Genomic DNA, 19,429 nt, shown 5'->3' on the forward strand with positions numbered 1-19,429 from the left:
TTTCCTCCGGGCTTTTCCCTTCGGTCTTGCGTTTCCGACTCTATCAGATCTTTCCGATCCGATTTCCCCGGTGCTTTCCGGTCCCTTTCGCTTTCACTCCGGGCCCTTCCGGCGGTTCCGACTTTATCAGATTCATTTCGGCCGACCTAATCGGTGGCTTTCGTGATTCGGATAAGAATCGAAGTGACTCCGGGGAATCGAAATTCCCGACCGGAGTGAGTCAGACTTTACTTGGTTGCTGCCGAGCTGTCCAGCTCCAGGCAACTGTTCAAATCTACCTCCCCACAATCGCTGTGTCAACAGCTTTTGCGGGCACCGGAGGAGACTAGCAGCTCAGCAGGGCCGTACGCACATCAGGCCGCGGTGGGGAGCGCGGCGCTGCGGTCGGGCTCCTCCAGGTCGCCCCGGTCGCCGGCGCGGGAGGCGCGGCCGCCGAGGACGTAGACGTACGCGAGGAATGCCAGTTCGGCGGCGATGCCGATGGTGATGCGGGCCCAGGTCGGCAGGCCGGAGGGGGTGACGAAGCCTTCGATCAGGCCCGAGACGAAGAGGACCACAGCCAGGCCGATGGCCATGCCGACGGCCGCGCGGCCCCGTTCCGCGAGCGCCGCGCGACGCGTGGTGGGGCCCGGTTCGATGACGGTCCAGCCGAGGCGGAGGCCCGTACCGGCGGCCACGAAGACGGCGGTCAGTTCGAGCAGGCCGTGCGGAAGGATCAGGCCCAGGAACACGTCGAGGCGGCCGGCGGAGGACATCAGGCCGATGCCGACGCCGAGGTTCAGCATGTTCAGGAAGAGGATCCAGAGGACCGGGATCCCCAGGAAGGCGCCCAGGACCAGGCACATGGCGGCGGCCTGGGCGTTGTTCGTCCAGACCTGGGCGGCGAAGGAGGCCGCCGGGTGGCTGGAGTAGTACGTCTCGTACTGCCCGCCGGGGCGGGTCATCTCGCGGAGTTCGGCGGGGGCGCCGATCGAGGCCTGGACCTCCGGGTGCGTTCCGATCCACCAGCCGATGAGGACCGCGAGCAGGGTGGAGAGGACGGCCGTGGGGATCCACCAGTGGCGGGAGCGGTAGACGGCCGCCGGGAAGCCGGCCGTGAAGAAGCGGGCCGCGTCGCGCCACGAGGAGCGGCGGGTGCCGGTCACCGTGGCGCGGGCGCGGGCCACGAGCTGGGTGAGCCGGGCCGTGAGCATGGGGTCCGGGGCGCTGGACTGCACGATCGAGAGGTGGGTGGCCGCGCGCTGGTACAGGGCGACGAGTTCGTCCGCCTCCGCGCCCGTGAGCTTCCCGCCCCGGCGCAGGAGGTGGTCGAGGCGTTCCCACTCCGCGCGGTGGGCGGTGACGTAGACGTCGAGGTCCATGATCGGCTGCTGCTCCAGGACTGGCTTCGGGCGGGTCCGTACTACTGCGGCGCGCTGGGGGTCAGCTTGGCAGACTGGCGTTCGGAGGGGTCGGGAAGGCCGGAGAAGGGTGGGTGCCGTGAGTGGTGTGGTGACGGGCGACGCCGTCGTACTGGGACTGCAGCCCGCGCGGCTGCCGAGCCGGGCGCTCGCGGTGCTCATCGACCTGGTCGTGGTGTGGGCCGCGTACCTGTTGGTCATGATCGGGCTCGCGGTCGCCACGGCCTCGTTGGACGAGGCGGCGGTGACGGCCGTGTCCATCGCGGCCTTCCTGCTGGTCCTCGTGGGGGCGCCGATCGCGGTGGAGACGCTGTCCCACGGGCGGTCGCTCGGGAAGATGGCCTGCGGGCTGCGGGTCGTGCGGGACGACGGCGGGCCGATCCGGTTCCGGCACGCGCTGGTGCGGGGGGCCATGGGAGTCGTGGAGATCCTGATGACCCTCGGTGTCGTCGCCTGCATCGCGTCGCTGGTGTCCGAGCGCGGGCGGCGGCTCGGGGACGTGTTCGCGGGGACGCTGGTCGTGCGGGAGCGGATGCCTGCGGCAAGGGTCCGGCCCGTGCCCCCGCCACCGCCGTGGCTGGTGGGCCGGTTCGCCGGGCTCGACCTCTCGGCGGTGCCGGAGGCCCTGTGGCTGGAGGTGCGGCAGTACCTCACGCGGGCGCGTGAACTGGATCCGGCCGTGGGGCGGCAGCTCGCCGAGCGTCTGGCCGGCGAGCTGGTGGCCCGGACGGGGACGCCGCCGCCCGCGGGGGTGCCGGCGGAGGCGTATCTGGCGGGTGTGGTGGCCGAGCGGCAGGCGCGGGACGCGCGGCGGGCGTTCGCGGAGGCCGGATCCGGACACGGATCCGGACCCGGACGCGGGACCGGGCCTGGAGTTGTGACGGGGGCGGGGACCGGTACGGGGGCTGGGGCCGGCTTCGGGGGCGGTGGTGCCTTCGGCGCTCCGGCCGCGGCCGTTCCGTCGGTGGCTGTTGCGCCGGTGTCCGTTCCTCCGGCCGCTCCGTCGGGCGCCCCGCCGGTCGCTCCTCCCGCGAGTGCGCCCCCGGCCGCCGGGTCCTCCCGGGAGGACGGGCCGCCCGCCACCGGGTTCGCCCCGCCCGCCTGACGCCCGGTCCGGCGGTCCCTCGGGTCACCGGCGGTCCCTCGGGTCAGAGGAAGGACGAGGGCGGGGTGTCGAGGTCTTCGAGTTCGATGCCGGGGGCCGCGAGGACCACGTCCCCGGCTATGTGGACGGTGTGGCGCTCGCCCGTGTCCAGGGTGCTGACCTGGTACTCGTCCACCGTCAGGGGGCCGTTGTCAGTGGGGTGCGCTTCACTTCTCAGCAGGGCCCAGGACTGGTCGACCGTGAGGGGGGCGAGCACCGGGTCCGTGAAGGCGACGAGCCTGACACGGGTCTCGGGGGAATCGGGGGTGAGACGCAGGAGTCGCGTGAGGGCGACGAGGAAGGCCGGGGAGCTGCCGGTGAAGGCGTGGGCGCGCACATTGCCTTCGGTGGCATCGGCTCCGGTGGGGTCCGTGCGGACCCAGGTGACGCCGTCGAGGGCCGCGCCGCGGACCTGCCAGCCGGCGGCGTGCAGTTCGAGGCGGATGGGGCGGCCCAGTTCGTCGACGGCCAGGTCGACGGAGCCCCGGTGATCACCGGAGGGGGTGGTGGTCTGGGCGACGTAGCGCCAGCCGGAGGGGCCCGGCGCGCAGTGGAAGTGTTCTTCGCCGAGGGGGGTGTGATCGTGCGGGTCATGGAGCGAATAACGGCCGCGGGGCATGGGTCCTCGGGTGACTTCCAGGAGCGGTAGCAGGGGGCGGGACGGGGCAGGCCCCCCGACACGGGGGTGCGGGGGGCCTGCCTTGATCCTCTGCGGACGTCTTCCGCGGATCTTCTCCGCGGAGTCCGTCAGTAGCGGTAGTGGTCCGCCTTGTACGGGCCCTCGACCTCGACGCCGATGTAGGCGGCCTGCTCCGGACGCAGGGTCGTGAGCTTGACGCCCAGCGCGTCCAGGTGGAGGCGGGCGACCTTCTCGTCCAGGTGCTTCGGCAGGACGTAGACGTCGGTCGGGTACTCCTGCGGCTTGGTGAAGAGCTCGATCTGGGCCAGGGTCTGGTCCGCGAAGGAGTTCGACATCACGAAGGAGGGGTGACCGGTCGCGTTGCCCAGGTTCAGCAGACGCCCCTCGGACAGCACGATCAGGACCTTGCCGTCCTCGAAGGTCCAGGTGTGGACCTGCGGCTTCACCTCGTCCTTGACGATCCCCGGGATCCGCGCGAGCCCGGCCATGTCGATCTCGTTGTCGAAGTGACCGATGTTGCCCACGATGGCCTGGTGCTTCATCCGGGCCATGTCACCGGCCATGATGATGTCCTTGTTGCCGGTCGTGGTGATGAAGATGTCCGCCGTCTCCACCACCTCGTCCAGCGTCGTCACCTGGTAGCCGTCCATCGCCGCCTGCAGCGCGCAGATCGGGTCGATCTCCGTGACGATCACCCGCGCGCCCTGGCCGCGCAGCGACTCCGCACAGCCCTTGCCCACGTCGCCGTAACCGAAGACCACGGCGGTCTTGCCACCGATCAGGACATCGGTGGCACGGTTGATGCCGTCGATCAGCGAGTGACGGCAGCCGTACTTGTTGTCGAACTTCGACTTCGTCACCGCGTCGTTCACGTTGATCGCCGGGAACAGCAGCGTGCCGTCACGGTGCATCTCGTACAGACGGTGCACGCCCGTCGTGGTCTCCTCGGTGACACCGCGGATCTCGGACGCCAGCTGGGTCCACTTCTGCGGGTTCTCGCCGAGGGTGCGGTTGAGGAGACGCAGGATGTGGGCGTACTCCTCGCTGTCCGCGGTGGCCGGGTCCGGGGCGGAGCCGGCCTTCTCGAACTCGACGCCCTTGTGGACGAGGAGGGTGGCGTCACCGCCGTCGTCCAGGATCATGTTCGGGCCGCCGGTGGGCGAGTTCGGCCAGGTGAGGGCCTGCTCGGTGCACCACCAGTACTCCTCCAGGGTCTCGCCCTTCCAGGCGAAGACCGGGACGCCCTGGGGGTTCTCCGGGGTGCCGTTCGGGCCGACGGCGATGGCCGCGGCGGCGTGGTCCTGGGTGGAGAAGATGTTGCAGGAGGCCCAGCGGACCTCGGCGCCGAGGGCGACCAGGGTCTCGATGAGGACGGCGGTCTGCACGGTCATGTGCAGGGAGCCGGTGACGCGGGCGCCGGCGAGGGGCTGCTGCTCGGCGTACTCGCGGCGGATCGACATCAGGCCGGGCATCTCATGCTCGGCGAGGGTGATCTCCTTGCGGCCGAAGGCGGCCAGGGAGAGGTCGGCGACCTTGAAGTCCTGGTGGGCTGCGGTCGTCATGACGGGGCTGCTCCTCATGGGTCGGGTGCGAGGGTCGTTCGGGGCGCCGGGCACCACGGCGGTGGTCCCTGGGCACAGGAATGCCCGGGACTTCCATGGTGCCGTCGTCGGAGGCCCTCTCTCCCTCGGCCGGTCAACGGGGACCGCCCGACCGCCATCAGCAGCGACGTCTGGCTGGTCACGAATCTACACCGATCGGCACGGCGGGCCACAGTCCGTATCGGGCCCCGGGGTGCCTCCCGGACAGCCCCGGAGCCGGGTCGAACGCGCCGGGCCCCCGGTCCGCGCGTACGGACCGGGGGCTCGGCGGGGCGGGCTCGATGGCCGGATTCAGTCGTTGGACCGGCGGCCCGTCTCACGGGCTGATCACCGGAGAGGAGCGACTTCGGAATCGGAAGGAGGCGGCCCGGAAGAAAGGTGGCCTCGGAAGGGGCCGGTGCCATGGGGCCGCGAGCCGGATCAGCGGCCCGGCGGGTCGGTGGCCCCGCGTGTCGGTGGCCCCGCGTGTCGGTGGCCCCGCGGGTCAGTGGCTCGGACCGCCCGGGGTCGCGGCCGGGTCCGGGCCCGCCGCGGCCTCCTTCTCGCTGTAGATGTCGGGCTCCAGGTAGATGACCCGGGCGATCGGGACGGCGGCGCGGATGCGCTCCTCGGCGGCGTTGATGGCCTGCGCGACCTCGGTCGCGGTGTCGTCGTGCGCGACGGCGATCTTGGCGGCGACGAGGAGCTCCTCGGGGCCGAGGTGGAGCGTGCGCATGTGGATGAGGCGGGTGACCGTCCTGCCGTCGACCACGGCGGCCTCGATCTTCTTGACCTCGTCGATGCCGGCGGACTCGCCCAGGAGCAGCGACTTGGTCTCGACGGCGAGGACGAGCGCGATCAGGATGAGCAGGACGCCGATGCAGAGGGTGCCGATGCCGTCCCAGACGCCGTTGCCGGTGAGCAGGGCGAGGCCGACGCCGCCGAGGGCCAGGATGAGGCCGACGAGGGCGCCGAGGTCCTCCAGGAGGACGACGGGGAGCTCGGGGGCCTTGGCGCGGCGGACGAACTCCTTCCAGGAGAGGTTGCCGCGGAGCGGGTTCGACTCCTTGATGGCGGTGCGGAAGGAGAAGGTCTCGGCGATGATCGCGAAGACGAGGACGCCGACCGGCCAGTACCAGGCCTCGATCTCGTGCGGGTGCTTGATCTTCTCGTAGCCCTCGTAGATGGCGAACATGCCGCCGACGGAGAAGAGCACGATGGAGACGAGGAACGCGTAGATGTACCGCTCGCGGCCGTAGCCGAAGGGGTGTTGCGGAGTGGCCTCGCGCCGGGCCTTCTTGCCGCCGAGGAGCAGCAGGCCCTGGTTGCCGGAGTCGGCGAGCGAGTGGACGCTCTCCGCGAGCATCGAGGACGAACCACTGAAGAGGAACGCCACGAACTTGGCTGCGGCGATCGCGAGATTCGCGGCGAGCGCCGCCACGATCGCCTTGGTTCCGCCTGACGCGCTCATGGGTGTACGGGTTCCCTTCGTCGGTGCTCCGGCTCGATCGCCGCGGTTCGGCCGGTCATTGTCGCATCAGGCCGCCACGGTGGCGCGGAAGACCGTACCCGCTCCGGTCAGTTGGATGCGCTCGCCCGCCGGGACGAAGACGGATTCGCCGGGGGCGAGGGAGAGTTCGCCCGCAGTCGGGCGGCCGGCGACGGCCAGCAGGATCTGGGGGGTGGGGACGGTGAGGTCGTTGGGGGCGGCGCCCTCCGCGCGGACGAAGCGGGAGAGGCGGAACTCGTCGGTCGGGGTCTCGTAGACCTCCTCGCCGGACGGGGAGGCCTCGGGGCGCAGGACGGCCGGGTCGGCCGGGTCGAAGCGGACGACCTTGAGGAGTTCGGGGACGTCGACGTGCTTGGGGGTGAGTCCGCAGCGCAGCACGTTGTCCGAGTTGGCCATGATCTCGACGCCGAGGCCGTCGAGGTAGGCGTGCGGGACGCCCGCGCCGAGGTAGAGGGCCTCGCCGGGCTGAAGCCGTACGTGGTGCAGGAGCATGGCGGCGACGACGCCGGGGTCGCTCGGGTAGTGGTGGGCGAGGCGCGCGTACGGGGCGTGCGCGCCGCCGAGGCGGTCGGCGGCGGCGGTGGCCTCGGCGACGGTGTGCGCCATCTCCTCGGGGTCGGCGGTGAGGAGGGCCGTCAGGACCTCGCGGAGCGCGGCCTCCTCGGGGTGGGCGTGCAGCAGGTCGACGTACGGCTTGAGGGAGTCGACGCCGAGCGCGGCGATCAGGTCGGCGGCGTCGACGGGGGTGCGGAAGCCGCAGAAGCCCTCGAAGGGGGTGAGGGCGCAGATCAGCTCGGGCTTGTGGTGGGCGTCCTTGTAGGTGCGGTGCGGGGCGTCGACCGGGATGCCCGCAGCCTCCTCGGCTGCGAATCCGGAGCGCGCCCGGTCGAGGTCGGGGTGGACCTGGAGGGAGAGCGGGGCGCCGGCGGCGAGGACCTTGAAGAGGAAGGGGAGGCGCGGGCCGAACCTCTCGACGGTCCGCTCGCCCAGTTCGCGTACGGGGTCGGCGTCGATGAGCTCGTTCAGCGGGCCGCGCCCGGTGCGGGAGGGGGCACCGGGGTGGGCGCCCATCCACATCTCGGCCTGCGGCTCGCCGGTGGGGGCGGTGCCCAGGAGTTCCGGGATGGCCGTCGTGGATCCCCAGGCGTAGGGGCGGACGGTGTTGACGAGGCGGTCCATGGGGCCTGCCAGCTCCTCGGGTGGGTGACGGATGTGCGGGTGTCCGGGGACACGGGAGACAGATGACAGGGGGCGGGTGACGGGTGGGTGACCGGGTGGTGGACGGTACGGGGTCGGTGCGGGGTCGGCGCCGCGCGCCGCGGCGTCCGGTGCGGTCCGGCGGCTACGGGGCCGGGGCGGGCCGGGTGGCCAGGGCCAGGTAGACGGCCGCGAAGTCGGTCACGGCGAGGAGTTCCGCGAGCGTCTCCAGGTCGCCGCCCTCCTCCAGCTCCAGCTCGCTGACGGCGGTGTCGTGGCCGAGGGCCAGTTCCCGGGCGGCGGGGGCCGCGCTGAGGCCGCCGGCGGGCCGGTCGCGGAGGAGGACCACCCGGGCCCGCAGGGCCTGCGGCTCGTCGACCCGGTCGCGGAAGAAGTCGTCGGGGTCGGCGCCCGCCGCGTAGTCGCCGGCGAGCAGGACGCCGTGCGCGGGCAGGGCCTCGGGGAGTTCGGCGGCGAGGGCGGGCAGTCCGGCGAGCTCCGCCAGTACGGCGGCGAAACGGCGGCCGGCCGGGCCCGCGGCGCTGCCCTCGGTCCAGATCAGCGGGAGCGAGTCCGCCAGTTCGGCGGCGAGGGTCTTCGCCGGGTTGCTGTACGTGGCGACGGCCGGGCCGCAGCGTTCGGCCGTGCGGTCCAGGCGGTCGGCGACCTTCTCCAGGGCCTCGGGCGGCGCCTCCAGGAGGCCGACGCGGTCGAGGAGGGCGAGCAGCGGGGTGAACAGGGCCCAGAGGGCGCCGGGGCTGGCCGCGATGTTCTCGGCGTACTCGTCGGGTGCCTCGTTGGGGGCGACGGCCATCGGCACGAACAGTCCGTGCGAGCCGCCGACCGCCTCCACGAGCGGGGAGCCCTGGGGGGCGACGGCGACGACCGTGATGCCGCGGCGGTAGGCCTGCTCGGCCAGGAGCGCGAGGCCCGGTTCGGAGCCGTCGGTGGTGGGGAGCAGCAGCAGGTCCACCGAACCGGCCCAGCCGGGCAGCGCCCAGCGCAGGGCTCCTGCGGCGGGGGCCACGCCGGTGGGGCGGAGGCGTACGACGGGGGCGGAGGCTCCGGCGAGGGCGCCGATCAGGTCGGCGACGCCGGTGGCGGCGGTGCCGGGGCCCGCGACGAGGACCGCGCGGGGGCGGCCCTCGGGGCGGAGGTCGGCGATGCCGGCGTCGGCGGCGTGGCGGGTGGCGGTCCGCACCCGCGCGCCGGCTTCGGCGGCGCCGCGGAGGAGGCCCCGGCGGTCGGCCAGGGCGAGGTCGTCCGGGCTGTCGAGGAGGGTCTCGTCGAGCATCTGGTGCCTCCCGGGTGAGCGGGTTCGGTGGGGCGCCTCGGGCGGGGAGCGGGGCGGTGTCTTCGGGTGCGCCCGGCCTCCGGCCGGACTTCTCGGTCCCGCTCGCACCATCCGTACCACCGAGTGCGCGGAGGTGCGGGTCTTCCCGTAAGTGGTACCCGCCGTCGGCGTCCGTCGCTCGTGGTGGTCCCGGAGCCGGTCGGCGGCCGTCGTCCTCGGGGGCGGTCGGTGCCTGTCCGGCCGTGATCCGCCCGACGGGCCTTACGCCGGGCGGCGGGCCTCGTCCGTGAGGAGGACGGGGATGCCGTCGCGGACCGGGTAGGCGAGGCCGCAGTCGGTGCCCGTGCAGACCAGCTCCGGGGCCTCGTCCGCCGTGCGGTCGTTGAGCGGGGCGTGGCACGCGGGGCAGGCCAGGATCTCCAGGAGGCCGGCTTCGAGCGGCATGGGGTGGTCCCTTCGGACGAACTGCGGACGGACGGTGGTGGTGCTGCCCTCGGGCCGGGTCTTCGGACCCGGCTCTCGGACCGTGCCCCGGGGCCGGGTCTTCGGACCCGGTCCTCGGACCGGCCTCGGGGCCGGGTCTTCGGGCCGGGGCCTCGGATCGGCCGTCGGGCCAGGTCAGCCTACCGCCGGGGAACGGGGGTCGCCCCGTTCCCCGGCGGTGGGCGCGGGGTCAGTCCGTCGCCCGGACCAGGGCGAGGACCTCGTCGCGGACGCGGGCCGCGGTGGCCTCGTCGCGGGCCTCGACGTTGAGGCGCAGCAGCGGCTCGGTGTTGGAGGCGCGGAGGTTGAACCACCAGTCGGCGGCGGTGACGGTGAGGCCGTCGAGCTCGTCGAGGGTGATCCCGTCCCCGCCCTCGTACGCCGCCCGGACGCGGGCCGTGCTGGCGGCCTGGTCGGTGACGGTGGAGTTGATCTCGCCGGAGGAGGCGTAGCGGTCGTAGGCGGCGACCAGCTCCGAGAGGGTGCCCGCCTGGCCACCGAGGGCCGCGAGGACGTGGAGCGCGGCGAGCATGCCGGTGTCCGCGTTCCAGAAGTCCCGGAAGTAGTAGTGCGCCGAGTGCTCGCCGCCGAAGATCGCGCCGGTCTTCGCCATCTCCTCCTTGATGAAGGAGTGGCCGACGCGGGTGCGGACGGCCTCGCCGCCCTGCTCGCGGACGACCTCGGGCACGGACCAGGAGGTGATCAGGTTGTGGATGATCGTTCCGCCAGGGTGCTTGGCGAGTTCGCGGGCGGCGACGAGGGCCGTGATCGCGGACGGGGAGACCGGCTCGCCGCGCTCGTCGACGACGAAGCAGCGGTCGGCGTCGCCGTCGAAGGCGAGGCCGATGTCGGCGCCCTCGGCGAGGACGCGGGCCTGGAGGTCCACGATGTTCTTCGGGTCGAGCGGGTTGGCCTCGTGGTTCGGGAAGGTGCCGTCCAGCTCGAAGTACATCGGGACGGTGTCGAGCGGGAGGCCCGCGAAGACGGTGGGGACGGTGTGGCCGCCCATGCCGTTGCCCGCGTCGACGACGACCTTGAGCGGGCGGATGCCGGCGAGGTCGACGAGGCCCTTGAGGTGGGCCGCGTAGTCGTCGAGGGTGTCCCGCTCGGTGATGGCGCCGGGGGTGGCGGCGGCCTCGGGGGCGCCCTTCTCCGACCACTCCTCGGCCAGCGCGCGGATGTCGGCGAGGCCGGTGTCCTGGCCGACGGGGGCGGCTCCGGCGCGGCACATCTTGATGCCGTTGTACTGCGCCGGGTTGTGGGAGGCGGTGAACATCGCGCCGGGCAGGCCGAGGCTGCCGGAGGCGAAGTACAGCTGGTCGGTGGAGCAGAGGCCGATGAGGGTGACGTCGGCGCCGAGGCGGGCCGCGCCGCGCGCGAAGGCTCCCGCGAGGCCGGGCGACGAAGGGCGCATGTCGTGGCCGACGACGATCGCGTCCGCGTCCGTCACCCGGACGAAGGCGGCGCCGAAGAGCTCGGCGAGCGTCTCGTCCCACTGGTCGGGTACCACTCCGCGGATGTCGTACGCCTTCACGATCTGCGACAGATCGGCAGTCACGGATCCACCCTCCTGAGTTCTGGGCACGCGTGTGCGGCGCGTGTACGGAACGCCAAAACTACCCGGAGTGGGGCGGGGGGATGCGGACGGTGGCCGGTTGCGCTCAGTTGTCGGGGGAACGGAGCACCCTGAGGTGCCCGCGGCGCCCGACCTCCATGGGATCGCCGCCGCGGCCTCCGCCGCCCTTGCCGCCGGCTCCGGCCGCGCGCTCCTGGGGGCGGGCCGCCTCCCGTACCGCGTTGGCCAGGGCTTCGAGGTCGTCGCCGCTGGGGCGGGTGGGGGCGGATCCGTCGGAGAGCCGCACGACCTCCCAGCCGCGCGGGGCGGTGAGGCGCTCACTGTGCTCGGCGCACAGGTCGTAGCAGTGGGGCTCGGCGTAGGTGGCGAGCGGGCCGAGGACCGCAGTCGAGTCGGCATAGACGTACGTCAGTGTCGCGACGGCAGGGCGGCCGCACGCGGTGCGCGAACAGCGACGTACAGGGCTCACGACGTTGGACGGTACCGCACTCTTGAGCGGGCCGCGACGACTCTCCCTCAGGTCACTCCACCGTGTCGCGGTGTGAACCGCGCCATACCCCTGTCCGGGGCGGCCGTTCCGACCTGCGGGGGAGGTCTCGCAGGGGTCCCGGGGCAGGTGGAGATTCGGACAGTCTGGGATACGAATCCGGTCAATCGGGGCCAGATGGCCGATCGCGACGGACCACCGAATCGGGCGCGCGATTGGCCGGAATGTTCAGGTTTCGACAGGAGGGGCGGGTGCGGGGCGGAGAGGGGACGGGAACGGGTCCGGGGCTCGGCAGGAGGTGGCGAGGACACGCCACGGTACGGAGGACCGATGGGGGTTACGCTGCGTCGGTGATGGACAGTCCTGTGCCGCCGAGCCCCCCGCACCGTCCCGCGGAGCCCCCGGCGGAGCCCCGGGTCCGCCGCCGCGACCGGCACGGCCGCGGGATGCGGGGACCCGTCGCGCCGCCGCAGGTACCGCTCTCCGCGAGCCGGGCCGACACCTTCCGCGATCTGGTCCTCGACTCGGTGGAGCGCCTCGAACGGCGCTGGCCGCAGCTGGCCGACGTCGAGTTCCTGGTCCTGGAGGTGCCGCCGCCCGTGCCGGGCGAGACGGTGCCGCTGGGCGGTTCGCTCCCGGCGGAGAAGGGCGAGCCCGCCCGGGTGGTCGTCTACCGGCGACCGGTCGAGATCCGCTCGAAGAACCGGGACGAGCGGGCGCTCCTGGTCCACGAGGTGGTCGTGGAGCAGGTCGCCGAGCTCCTCGGGCTCTCCCCCGAGTCGGTCGATCCCCGGTACGGGCAGGACTGAGGCGGGCGGGACTGAGGCGGGCGGGACTGAGGCGGGCGGGGCCGGGGGCCGGGGCCTTGAGGGACGGCCTCACGGGCCGGGCCGGACTAGGTCGGGCCGGGCCGAGTCGGACCGGGGCCGCACGCGACGGCCTCACGGGCCGGGCCCGTGGTCGTACGGCTCCGCTTCCCGTCGTACGGCCCGCCCCCTCCGGTTTCACCCGTAGGGGGCGGTCCCACCCGTAGGGCCCCGGGCCTCAGTCCAGTACCCCCAGGTCCTGGTGGGCCGACGGGACCTCGACCGTGCCCCGGTCGTCGGCGAGGGCCTGGACGGTGAACATCGGGATGCCGTCCTGCGGCACGGTGAGCGTCCGCGACGCGTACACCTTGCCGCCCGAGACCGGTTCGACGGTCAGCGCGTAGGAGCCCTTGAGGCCCTGCGGGGCGATGTCGGTGAAGGCCGCCGTCGTGCCCGCCTTGACCGTGACCGTCTTCGTCACCGGCGCGCCCGCCTCGGAGCCGGCCGAGGCCGTGATCCTGACCTGCGCGTCGGCCTCGGGGGCGGTCAGGGAGAGCGTCGAGGCCCCGGCGCGGTTGTCGGCGGCGGTCGCGCGGGCGGAGATCGCCCCCGCCGCCGGGATGAAGGCGATCTCGCTCTTGTCGCCCTTGCCCCGGACGACCTGGAGGGCGGCCACGACCGGGACGGGCCGCTTCGGGTCCTCCGGGCCGAGGAACAGGGAGGCCGCCGAGCCCCGGGTGAGGTCCGGCAGGTCGATGGAGGCCGTCATCCCGGACTTCACGTGCAGGGTGTCGGCGCCCGCCGGGACGATCGCGCCGCTCGCGGTGGACAGCTTGACCTTCAGGTCGGCGTCGTCCTCGCCGGGGGCGAAGACCACCAGCCGCACCGAGGCCGCGTCGGCCGGGATGCCGGGGAGCACGACGCTGCCCGACGGGTCGGCCGAGGCGGAGATCCAGTCGCTGCCGAGCTTGTCGTCGGCGACGCCGACGGCCGCGCCGACGCGCCCGCTGCGGGTGGTGACGTGGACGGTGACGTCCCGCTGGGCGGCCTCCTGGGTGAGGGTGGGGAGGAGGACCGGGACCGTGGAGTGGGCGGGGACCGGGATGCCCTCGGTGAACTGGGACTTCAGGACGCCCTCGGGGCCGTACAGCTCGATGTCGGCGACGGCGGCGGTGTCGTCCGGGTTGGTGAGGTGGACGTAGTCGTGGCGGGCCTGGGCGGTGGAGGCCGCCGGGAACCAGAAGTCGGTGTCGGGGGCGCCGCAGGTGAGGCCGAGGAGGCCGCGCGGGCCGCCCGCCGGGACGACGGTGGTCTGCTGGACGGTCCAGCCGGAGGCGAGGGCGCCGGTGGCCGAGCCGGTGAGGGCGGGCACGGCCGCGCCGTCAGCCCGGGCGGTGACGGGCTTGCCGGGGGCCGTGACGGTGGCGGGGGCCTTGGCGGTCGCGGGCGGCTTCTTGCCGCCGGTCCCGCCGTCGGCGGTCGCGCCCGCGGCGGGCCTCAGGAGGGCCGTGGACCGCCCGGCCCCGTCCTTGCCGGCGCCCGTGCCCTTGCCGGCCGCCGCGCCCGTCGGGGTGTACGAGGTGTAGACGGTCTCGGCGACCTCGGAGGAGCTGGGGACCGGGCAGGCCAGGCCGACCCGCTCGACCGGCAGCCGGGTGGTGGCCTTCGTCGTCCCGGGGGCGGCGGTGCCGTCGGGAGCGGTGAGGGCGGCGAAGCCGGTGACGGCGGCGAGGGCCGTGGCGCCCGCGATCAGGGAGAGGGTCGTGCGCTTCACTGGTTGCCGCTTCCGTCACGCTGCTCGGTCTCGTGGCCCTGGGGGTGCCCGTATCCGTAGCCGTACGGGTCGTACTGCTGCGGGTCGTAGCCCTGCTGCTGCTCGTAGCCCTGTCCGCCGTACTGCTGCTGCTCGTACCCCTGCGGGTCGTACTGCTGCTGCTCGTAGCCCTGCTGGGGGTACGCGTAGGGCTGCTGCTGGTACGGGTCGGCCGCGTACTCCTGGTAGGGGACCTGGTCGGCGTAGGGCTGCTCCCCGGTCTGCTCCTGGGCGGGGGCAGGGGCCTGGGCGTAGGCGGGGTCGTACGCGCCGTCCCATTCCGCCTCCCGGTCGCCGGGCTCGTGGGACTGCTGCCCGGGGATCGGGACCGGCTCGTGCCCGGGCGCGTCGGCGAGTGCCTGCTCCGCGGCCTCCGCCTCGGCGGCGGCGCGCAGGCGGCGGGCGCGGCGGCCGTCGCCCTCGGCGGCCTGGGCGGGGATCGCGAGCTCCTCGTCGGGCAGGTCGTCGTCGATCTCGCGGCGGCGGCCGGGCAGGGCGAGGACGAGGAGGACGACGCCGAGGGCGACCTGGGTCCAGATCCACGCGGTGTGGGTGAGCGGCTCGTCGTACGTGACGTCGAGGCGGCCGCCCTGGGCGGGGAGTTCGAAGCCCTGGGCCCAGCCGTCGACGGTGGTCCCCTTCAGCTCCTTGCCGTCGAGGGTGGCGGTCCAGCCCTCGGCGGCGCGGTCGGCGAGGCGCAGGACGCGGCCCGCGGGGCCCGCGGGGACCTCGGTGTGGACCTCGACGGGGCCGGCGGCGACGGGGACGGCCTTGGCGGTCTCCTCGGCGGCGGGCGGCACGATCATGACGCGGGCGATCTCGCGGTCCACGCGCCAGAGCGCGCTGCCGTCGATCTGGCTGAGGCGGCTGAGGCCGGGGGTGGCGTCGAGGACGCGGCTCATCTGGCGGGGCGCCCCGTCCCGTACGAGGACGTAGCGGATCGCGTAGCCGCTGAGCTGCTCGGTCTGGTCGGCGCCGGAGCCGGCGACGAGGAGGGCGACGGTCCGGTCGAGGTGCGGGTCGCCCTCGGCGGTGGCGGTGAGCTCGGCGTCGCCGAGGCGGGCGCCGGAGCCGCGGACCAGGGTGTAGGCGACCTCGCCGGGGGTGGAGCCGCCGAGGACGAGGGTGCGGGGCTGGTCGCGGGTGGTGCTCTCCTCGGCGACGAAGGCCGGGACCTGGACCGGGTCGCGGCGGGTCAGCGGGCCGTCGGCGCCGCCGATCATCCAGCCGGCGGCGGCGAGGGCGGGGCCGGCGGCGCAGGCGAGGGCGACGAGGGCGGCGACGGGCTGGCGCCAGCCGAAGCCGTGGGCGGCGACGCGGGTGCGTCCGCCCTCGGCGCCGATCAGGCCGGCGGCGATGAGGGCGGCGCCGTAGACGAGGGTGGCGGGGCCGGCCCAGCCGGTGCCGCCCGCGCCGTTGGTCAGGACGGCGAGGAGGAGGCCGGCGAGGGCGGCGGCCCAGGCGGCGTGGACGGCGAGCCGGCGCTCCTCGCGCAGCAGTCCGGCCAGGCCGGCGAGGACGAGGCCGATCAGGAGGAGGCCGCCGGTGGTGCCGGGGCCGCCGGGGCTGGTGCCGAGCAGGTCGAGCGCGGTGGCGGTGCCCGTGCGCAGGTCGACGCCGGCCTCGCGCAGGAGGGCGGAGGGGTCGGTCAGGAGGGTGAGCGACCAGGGGGCGAGGACGAGCAGGGGGGTGCCGACGGCGGCGAGGAAGCGGAGCCCGTACGCGGTGGCGTCGGAGCGGCGGACGGCGAGGACGCCGAGGCCGAGGAGGACGGCGAGGGGCCAGACGACCGGGGTGAACGCGGTCGTGAAGGTGAGCAGGAGGGCGTACGCCCAGGTGGCGCGCCAGCTGCCCCGGTCGGGCCGGTTGAAGCCGTGGGCGGCGACGGCGGCGCGGCCGATCAGCGGGAGCAGGATCGCGAGGACGGCGGTGCCGAGCCGGCCGGTGGCGAGGGCGCCGGTGGCGGCGGGCAGGAAGGCGTACGCGACGGCGCCCCAGGCGCGCAGGAGGCGGGACTCGACGATGCCCCGGGAGGCGAAGTACGCGGTGAGGCCGGCGAGCGGGACCGAGCAGACGAGCAGCAGGGTCAGCGCGGTGGAGGTGGAGCCGAGGAACAGCGCGGAGAGCGCGGCCAGGACGGCGAGGTAGGGCGGGGCGGACTGGGTGCCGCCGGTGCCGAGGGGGTGCCAGGTGTCGGCGTAGCGGGACCAGAGTCCGGAGACGGTGTCGGGGGCGGGCAGCAGGGCGCCGCCGGCCAGCGAGCCGCCGGAGAAGAGGTTGCGGCAGGCGACGAGGGAGACGACGAGGAGGAGGGCGAAGAGGACCGGGCCGGGTCTGCGGGCGATCTTCTTGAGCCGGGCGAACTGCTCGATCTCCAGGTAGTCGGCGTCGTCGCCGCCGGGGCCCGACTCGACGACGCCGTGGCGGGAGCCGCCGGAGTCGGCCTCGTTGCCGCCGAAGTTGGCGGTGAGCTGTTCGACGGCGGCGCGGACGGTGGCGCCGGGCGGCGGGAACAGCGGGCGGAGTTCGCCCGCGGCGACGGCGGGGTTCTTGCGCCGCTTGCGGGCGGCGAGGATCTTCTCGGGGCGCAGCAGGGTGGCGAGGAGGCCCATGACCTCGTCGACGGCCTGCCCGGGGACCTTGCCGACGAGGTAGGCGAGGGTGCGGAGCAGGGTGCTGAGGACGAGCCGCACGAAGACGTACGGGAGGGCGGCGCCGCGGGTGTTGGCGAGGAGCGTGTAGACGGCTCCGGCCTTGTCGACGCGGTGCGGGTTGGCGGCGGTGCGGCCGGCGCAGTCGACGGTGCGGCGCTCGCGGGCGGCGGCCTCGGCGTGCCGCAGGACGGCGTCGGGGGCGATGAGGACGCGGTGGCCGGCGGCGTGGGCGCGCCAGCACAGGTCGACGTCGTCGCGCATGAGGGGCAGACGGCGGTCGAAGCCGCCGAGCTCCTCGAAGACGTCGCGGCGGATCAGCATGCCGGCGGTGGAGACGGAGAGGACGGAGCGGACCTGGTCGTGCTGGCCCTGGTCCTGCTCGCGGCGGTCGAGGCCGGTCCAGCGGCGGCCGCTGCGGGCGATGGAGACGCCGGTCTCCAGGAGCTGCTTCCGGTCGTACCAGCCGCGCAGCTTGGGGCCGACGACGGCGGCGTACGCGTCGGAGTCGGCGACGCGCAGGAGTTCGGCGAGGGCGTCGGGCTCGGGCGCGCAGTCGTCGTGGAGGAGCCAGAGCCACTGGACCGGTTCGCCGTGCGGGAGTTCGGGGAGGTCGTAGGCCTCGTCGTTCCAGGTGCGGTTGACGGGGTCCCAGCCGCTGGGGCGCTTCAGGTAGGGCAGGTCCTCGGGTCCGAGCACGGGCGCGGTGCGGGCCGCCTCCTCGACGGCGGCGCCGAAGCCGGTGCGGCGCGCGAGGTGCAGGACGCGGTCGGCGCCGACGGCGTCGGCGACGAGCTGTGCGGAGTCGTCGGCGCTGCCGGTGTCGGCCGCGACCACGTTCTGCACGGGGCGTTCCTGGGCGAGCAGGCCGGCGAGGGCGTCGGGCAGCCAGCGGGCGCCGTCGTGGGTGACGAGCACGGCGGTGACGACGTGTCGCGGGAACTCAGGAGTTGAGGACATCGAGCTACGGGCCCTCCGGCCGGGGGTCGCCCGCGGGGGGCGTGGGAGCGTCTCGGACGGAGGCCCACACTAACGGCTGTGCGCGGAGCGGTCCGCCGCCCTGTGGACAGAGCTCCCGGGCCCCTGTGGACAGAGGGGACGGAACGGTCGTGGGGAGGGGGCGGGGCGGGGCGCCCGGGGAGGGCGGGGAAGCGAGGACCGCGGAGGGCCCGGAGCACGCGGGGAAGCGATGACCGCGGGAACGCCGAACGGTCCGCCTTCCGTGCTCATGTGCACGGGGGCGGACCGTTCGGGTCGTCCTGATGCGCGCGTCTCGGCGCGGTCCCGGTGGACGCGTCCCGGCTCGGGGGTCCGGACGCGGTCGGGTGCCGGCGGTGCGGGCGGCGGCCGGGGCTGCTTTCCGGCCGGCGGCGGTTCAGACGGCGGCCTTCTTCAGGCGGCGCCGCTCGCGCTCGGAGAGGCCGCCCCAGATGCCGAAGCGCTCGTCGTTCTGCAAGGCGTATTCGAGGCATTCGGAGCGGACCTCGCAGGCGAGGCAGACCTTCTTGGCCTCGCGGGTCGAGCCGCCCTTCTCGGGGAAGAAGGACTCGGGATCGGTCTGGGCGCACAGCGCGCGCTCCTGCCAGCCGAGTTCCTCGTCCGCGTCCTCGACCAGCAGTTCCTGGAACAACTCGGTCATGTGCGCCCCTCGTCTGTTCTGTGCGTCCCCGTGGAGTTGCCGTGCGGGCACGGCCGAACGACACGAGTGAAATTACAAGTTCGTGCTCTGTGCGAGTCAAGCTGAGATCTGCTATTGGGCCCCGTATTCACTCTGCGGAACCAAGCGTATGCACTAAGTGTTCAAATCACCAAAAACCGTGACACATGCCAACGGCGCAACCACGCGGCACGGCCTTCGTGAAGGAGGACGTCCGGGACTTGGATCTTGTTGCCATCCAGCCACGGAAGCGATCCGGATCACAGTCGGGTCACGAGCCGCCCCCGTCAGGGACCGACACGCGCGCGCCGCCACGTTCACGGACATGGTCGAAGCGCCATCTCTCCTGGTCCGCGCATGAGCAAACCTTTCTCCAGAGAGGGCAACCGGATGAGGTGAAACATTACCGCCAAATCGGGCATTGAGTTGACAGTCGGGTGCCCCTCCGGCCACCTTTGGTGGCATGCCAGCGACCGCAGCGCCCTCCGCGACCCGCATCCGTGGGTTCCGCCGCGCTGTCCAGGCGCGCTGTTGCTGTTGCTGTCCCAGCTGTTGATGCCGCAGAGCTCCAGCTTCTTCCCCCAGCGTCACCCGCGTCATCCGTGTCACCGCTCTTCTCGTGACCCCCCACCGCTTCTGTTTCTGCTGAGGAACCACCCCACCCCATGAACATGGACAGCGACCTCCAGATCGCCGGCGACATCATGGAGGTCCCCCACCTCCTCCAGCCCGAGCGCGTCCACCCCGTGACCGTGGCCGATTTCGTCGGCCTCGCGCGCTCGATCGCCGAGGACCGCTCCCAGTGGGCCCCGCACGTCGAGTACGACGCCACCACCCGCTGGTACCACCGCCTGCGCACCGGGCCGGGCTACGAGGTCTGGCTGCTCTCCTGGGTGCCCGGACAGGGCAGCGGGCTCCACGACCACGGCGTCTCCTCCGGCGTCCTCACCGTCCTGGAGGGCGAGCTGACGGAGCGCACGGACCGGGGCGTGCGGACGCTCGCGGGCGGCGCGCAGCGCGTGTTCGCGCCCGGGTACGTCCACGAGGTCGTCAACGACTCCCTGGAGCCGGCCGTCAGCCTGCACGTCTACTTCCCGGGCCTCACCGAGATGCCCATGCACGAGTCGCTCCGCGCGCAGTGCGCCCCGGTGGCCCCCGCCCCGGTCGCGCCGGGAGTGATCGTCGCCTGAC

General features: G+C 73.7%; 15 protein-coding genes. 3 read left to right on the plus strand and 12 right to left on the minus strand.

Annotated features, from left to right (window positions below; genetic code table 11):
- Positions 1 to 353: 353 nt before the first annotated feature.
- Entirely contained in the window at positions 354 to 1,361 is a 1,008-nt protein-coding gene (locus ACWGSR_RS33185) for a stage II sporulation protein M (protein ID WP_453572310.1), read from the minus strand.
- 118 nt (positions 1,362 to 1,479) lie between these two features.
- Here ACWGSR_RS33185 and ACWGSR_RS33190 point away from each other — a divergent pair, with 118 nt between their 5' ends.
- Complete coding sequence (locus tag ACWGSR_RS33190; RefSeq protein ID WP_453572313.1) at positions 1,480 to 2,505, plus strand: RDD family protein; 1,026 nt, start codon at positions 1,480 to 1,482, stop codon at positions 2,503 to 2,505.
- 43 nt (positions 2,506 to 2,548) lie between these two features.
- On the opposite strand, the gene ACWGSR_RS33195 is transcribed toward ACWGSR_RS33190, so the two are convergent.
- The 8 genes from ACWGSR_RS33195 to ACWGSR_RS33230 form a co-directional block, all read right to left on the minus strand.
- Positions 2,549 to 3,163, minus strand: a complete 615-nt coding sequence (locus tag ACWGSR_RS33195; protein WP_376242803.1) for a hypothetical protein — start codon at positions 3,161 to 3,163, stop codon at positions 2,549 to 2,551.
- A 128-nt stretch (positions 3,164 to 3,291) separates the two neighbouring features.
- Positions 3,292 to 4,746 carry an adenosylhomocysteinase gene (ahcY, locus tag ACWGSR_RS33200; RefSeq protein WP_453572316.1) on the minus strand — a complete coding sequence of 485 codons (1,455 nt, stop codon included), beginning with the start codon at positions 4,744 to 4,746 and terminating at the stop codon, positions 3,292 to 3,294.
- A 523-nt stretch (positions 4,747 to 5,269) separates the two neighbouring features.
- On the minus strand, positions 5,270 to 6,235 hold the full coding sequence (locus ACWGSR_RS33205; RefSeq protein ID WP_376242799.1) for a cation diffusion facilitator family transporter: 966 nt from the start codon (positions 6,233 to 6,235) through the stop codon (positions 5,270 to 5,272).
- Positions 6,236 to 6,301: 66 nt separating this feature from the next.
- Positions 6,302 to 7,453, minus strand: coding sequence for a mannose-6-phosphate isomerase, class I (gene manA, locus ACWGSR_RS33210; protein ID WP_453572319.1), 1,152 nt, complete (start codon positions 7,451 to 7,453; stop codon positions 6,302 to 6,304).
- Positions 7,454 to 7,616: 163 nt separating this feature from the next.
- Positions 7,617 to 8,765, minus strand: a complete 1,149-nt coding sequence (locus tag ACWGSR_RS33215) for an SIS domain-containing protein (RefSeq protein WP_376242795.1) — start codon at positions 8,763 to 8,765, stop codon at positions 7,617 to 7,619.
- Positions 8,766 to 9,026: 261 nt separating this feature from the next.
- Entirely contained in the window at positions 9,027 to 9,209 is a 183-nt protein-coding gene (locus ACWGSR_RS33220) for a Trm112 family protein (protein WP_376242793.1), read from the minus strand.
- A gap of 229 nt (positions 9,210 to 9,438) precedes the next feature.
- Complete coding sequence (locus ACWGSR_RS33225) at positions 9,439 to 10,806, minus strand: phosphomannomutase/phosphoglucomutase (RefSeq protein ID WP_435191839.1); 1,368 nt, start codon at positions 10,804 to 10,806, stop codon at positions 9,439 to 9,441.
- A 103-nt stretch (positions 10,807 to 10,909) separates the two neighbouring features.
- Positions 10,910 to 11,344: a DUF3499 domain-containing protein gene (locus ACWGSR_RS33230; RefSeq protein ID WP_376242811.1), complete on the minus strand. Its 435-nt coding sequence runs from the start codon at positions 11,342 to 11,344 to the stop codon at positions 10,910 to 10,912.
- Positions 11,345 to 11,664: 320 nt separating this feature from the next.
- On the opposite strand from ACWGSR_RS33230, the gene ACWGSR_RS33235 reads away from it, so the two are divergent.
- Entirely contained in the window at positions 11,665 to 12,120 is a 456-nt protein-coding gene (locus ACWGSR_RS33235) for a metallopeptidase family protein (RefSeq protein WP_376242809.1), read from the plus strand.
- Positions 12,121 to 12,355: 235 nt separating this feature from the next.
- On the opposite strand, the gene ACWGSR_RS33240 is transcribed toward ACWGSR_RS33235, so the two are convergent.
- From ACWGSR_RS33240 to ACWGSR_RS33250, 3 genes are all read right to left on the minus strand, one after another.
- On the minus strand, positions 12,356 to 13,891 hold the full coding sequence (locus tag ACWGSR_RS33240) for a DUF5719 family protein (RefSeq protein ID WP_376242789.1): 1,536 nt from the start codon (positions 13,889 to 13,891) through the stop codon (positions 12,356 to 12,358).
- Positions 13,888 to 17,541, minus strand: coding sequence for a glycosyltransferase family 2 protein (locus ACWGSR_RS33245; RefSeq protein WP_453572323.1), 3,654 nt, complete (start codon positions 17,539 to 17,541; stop codon positions 13,888 to 13,890). The genes ACWGSR_RS33240 and ACWGSR_RS33245 overlap by 4 nt, the downstream gene beginning before the upstream one ends.
- A gap of 415 nt (positions 17,542 to 17,956) precedes the next feature.
- Positions 17,957 to 18,220 (minus strand): WhiB family transcriptional regulator, encoded by a 264-nt coding sequence (locus ACWGSR_RS33250; RefSeq protein ID WP_015033978.1) that lies wholly within the window; start codon positions 18,218 to 18,220, stop codon positions 17,957 to 17,959.
- A 683-nt stretch (positions 18,221 to 18,903) separates the two neighbouring features.
- Between ACWGSR_RS33250 and ACWGSR_RS33255 the strand changes: the two genes are divergently transcribed.
- The gene (locus tag ACWGSR_RS33255) at positions 18,904 to 19,428 is read left to right on the plus strand and encodes a cysteine dioxygenase (RefSeq protein ID WP_376242784.1); all 525 of its coding nucleotides are present in this window, start codon (positions 18,904 to 18,906) and stop codon (positions 19,426 to 19,428) included.
- Position 19,429 lies beyond the last annotated feature (1 nt).

The sequence above is a fragment of the Streptomyces sp. NPDC055632 genome (genome assembly GCF_053618675.1).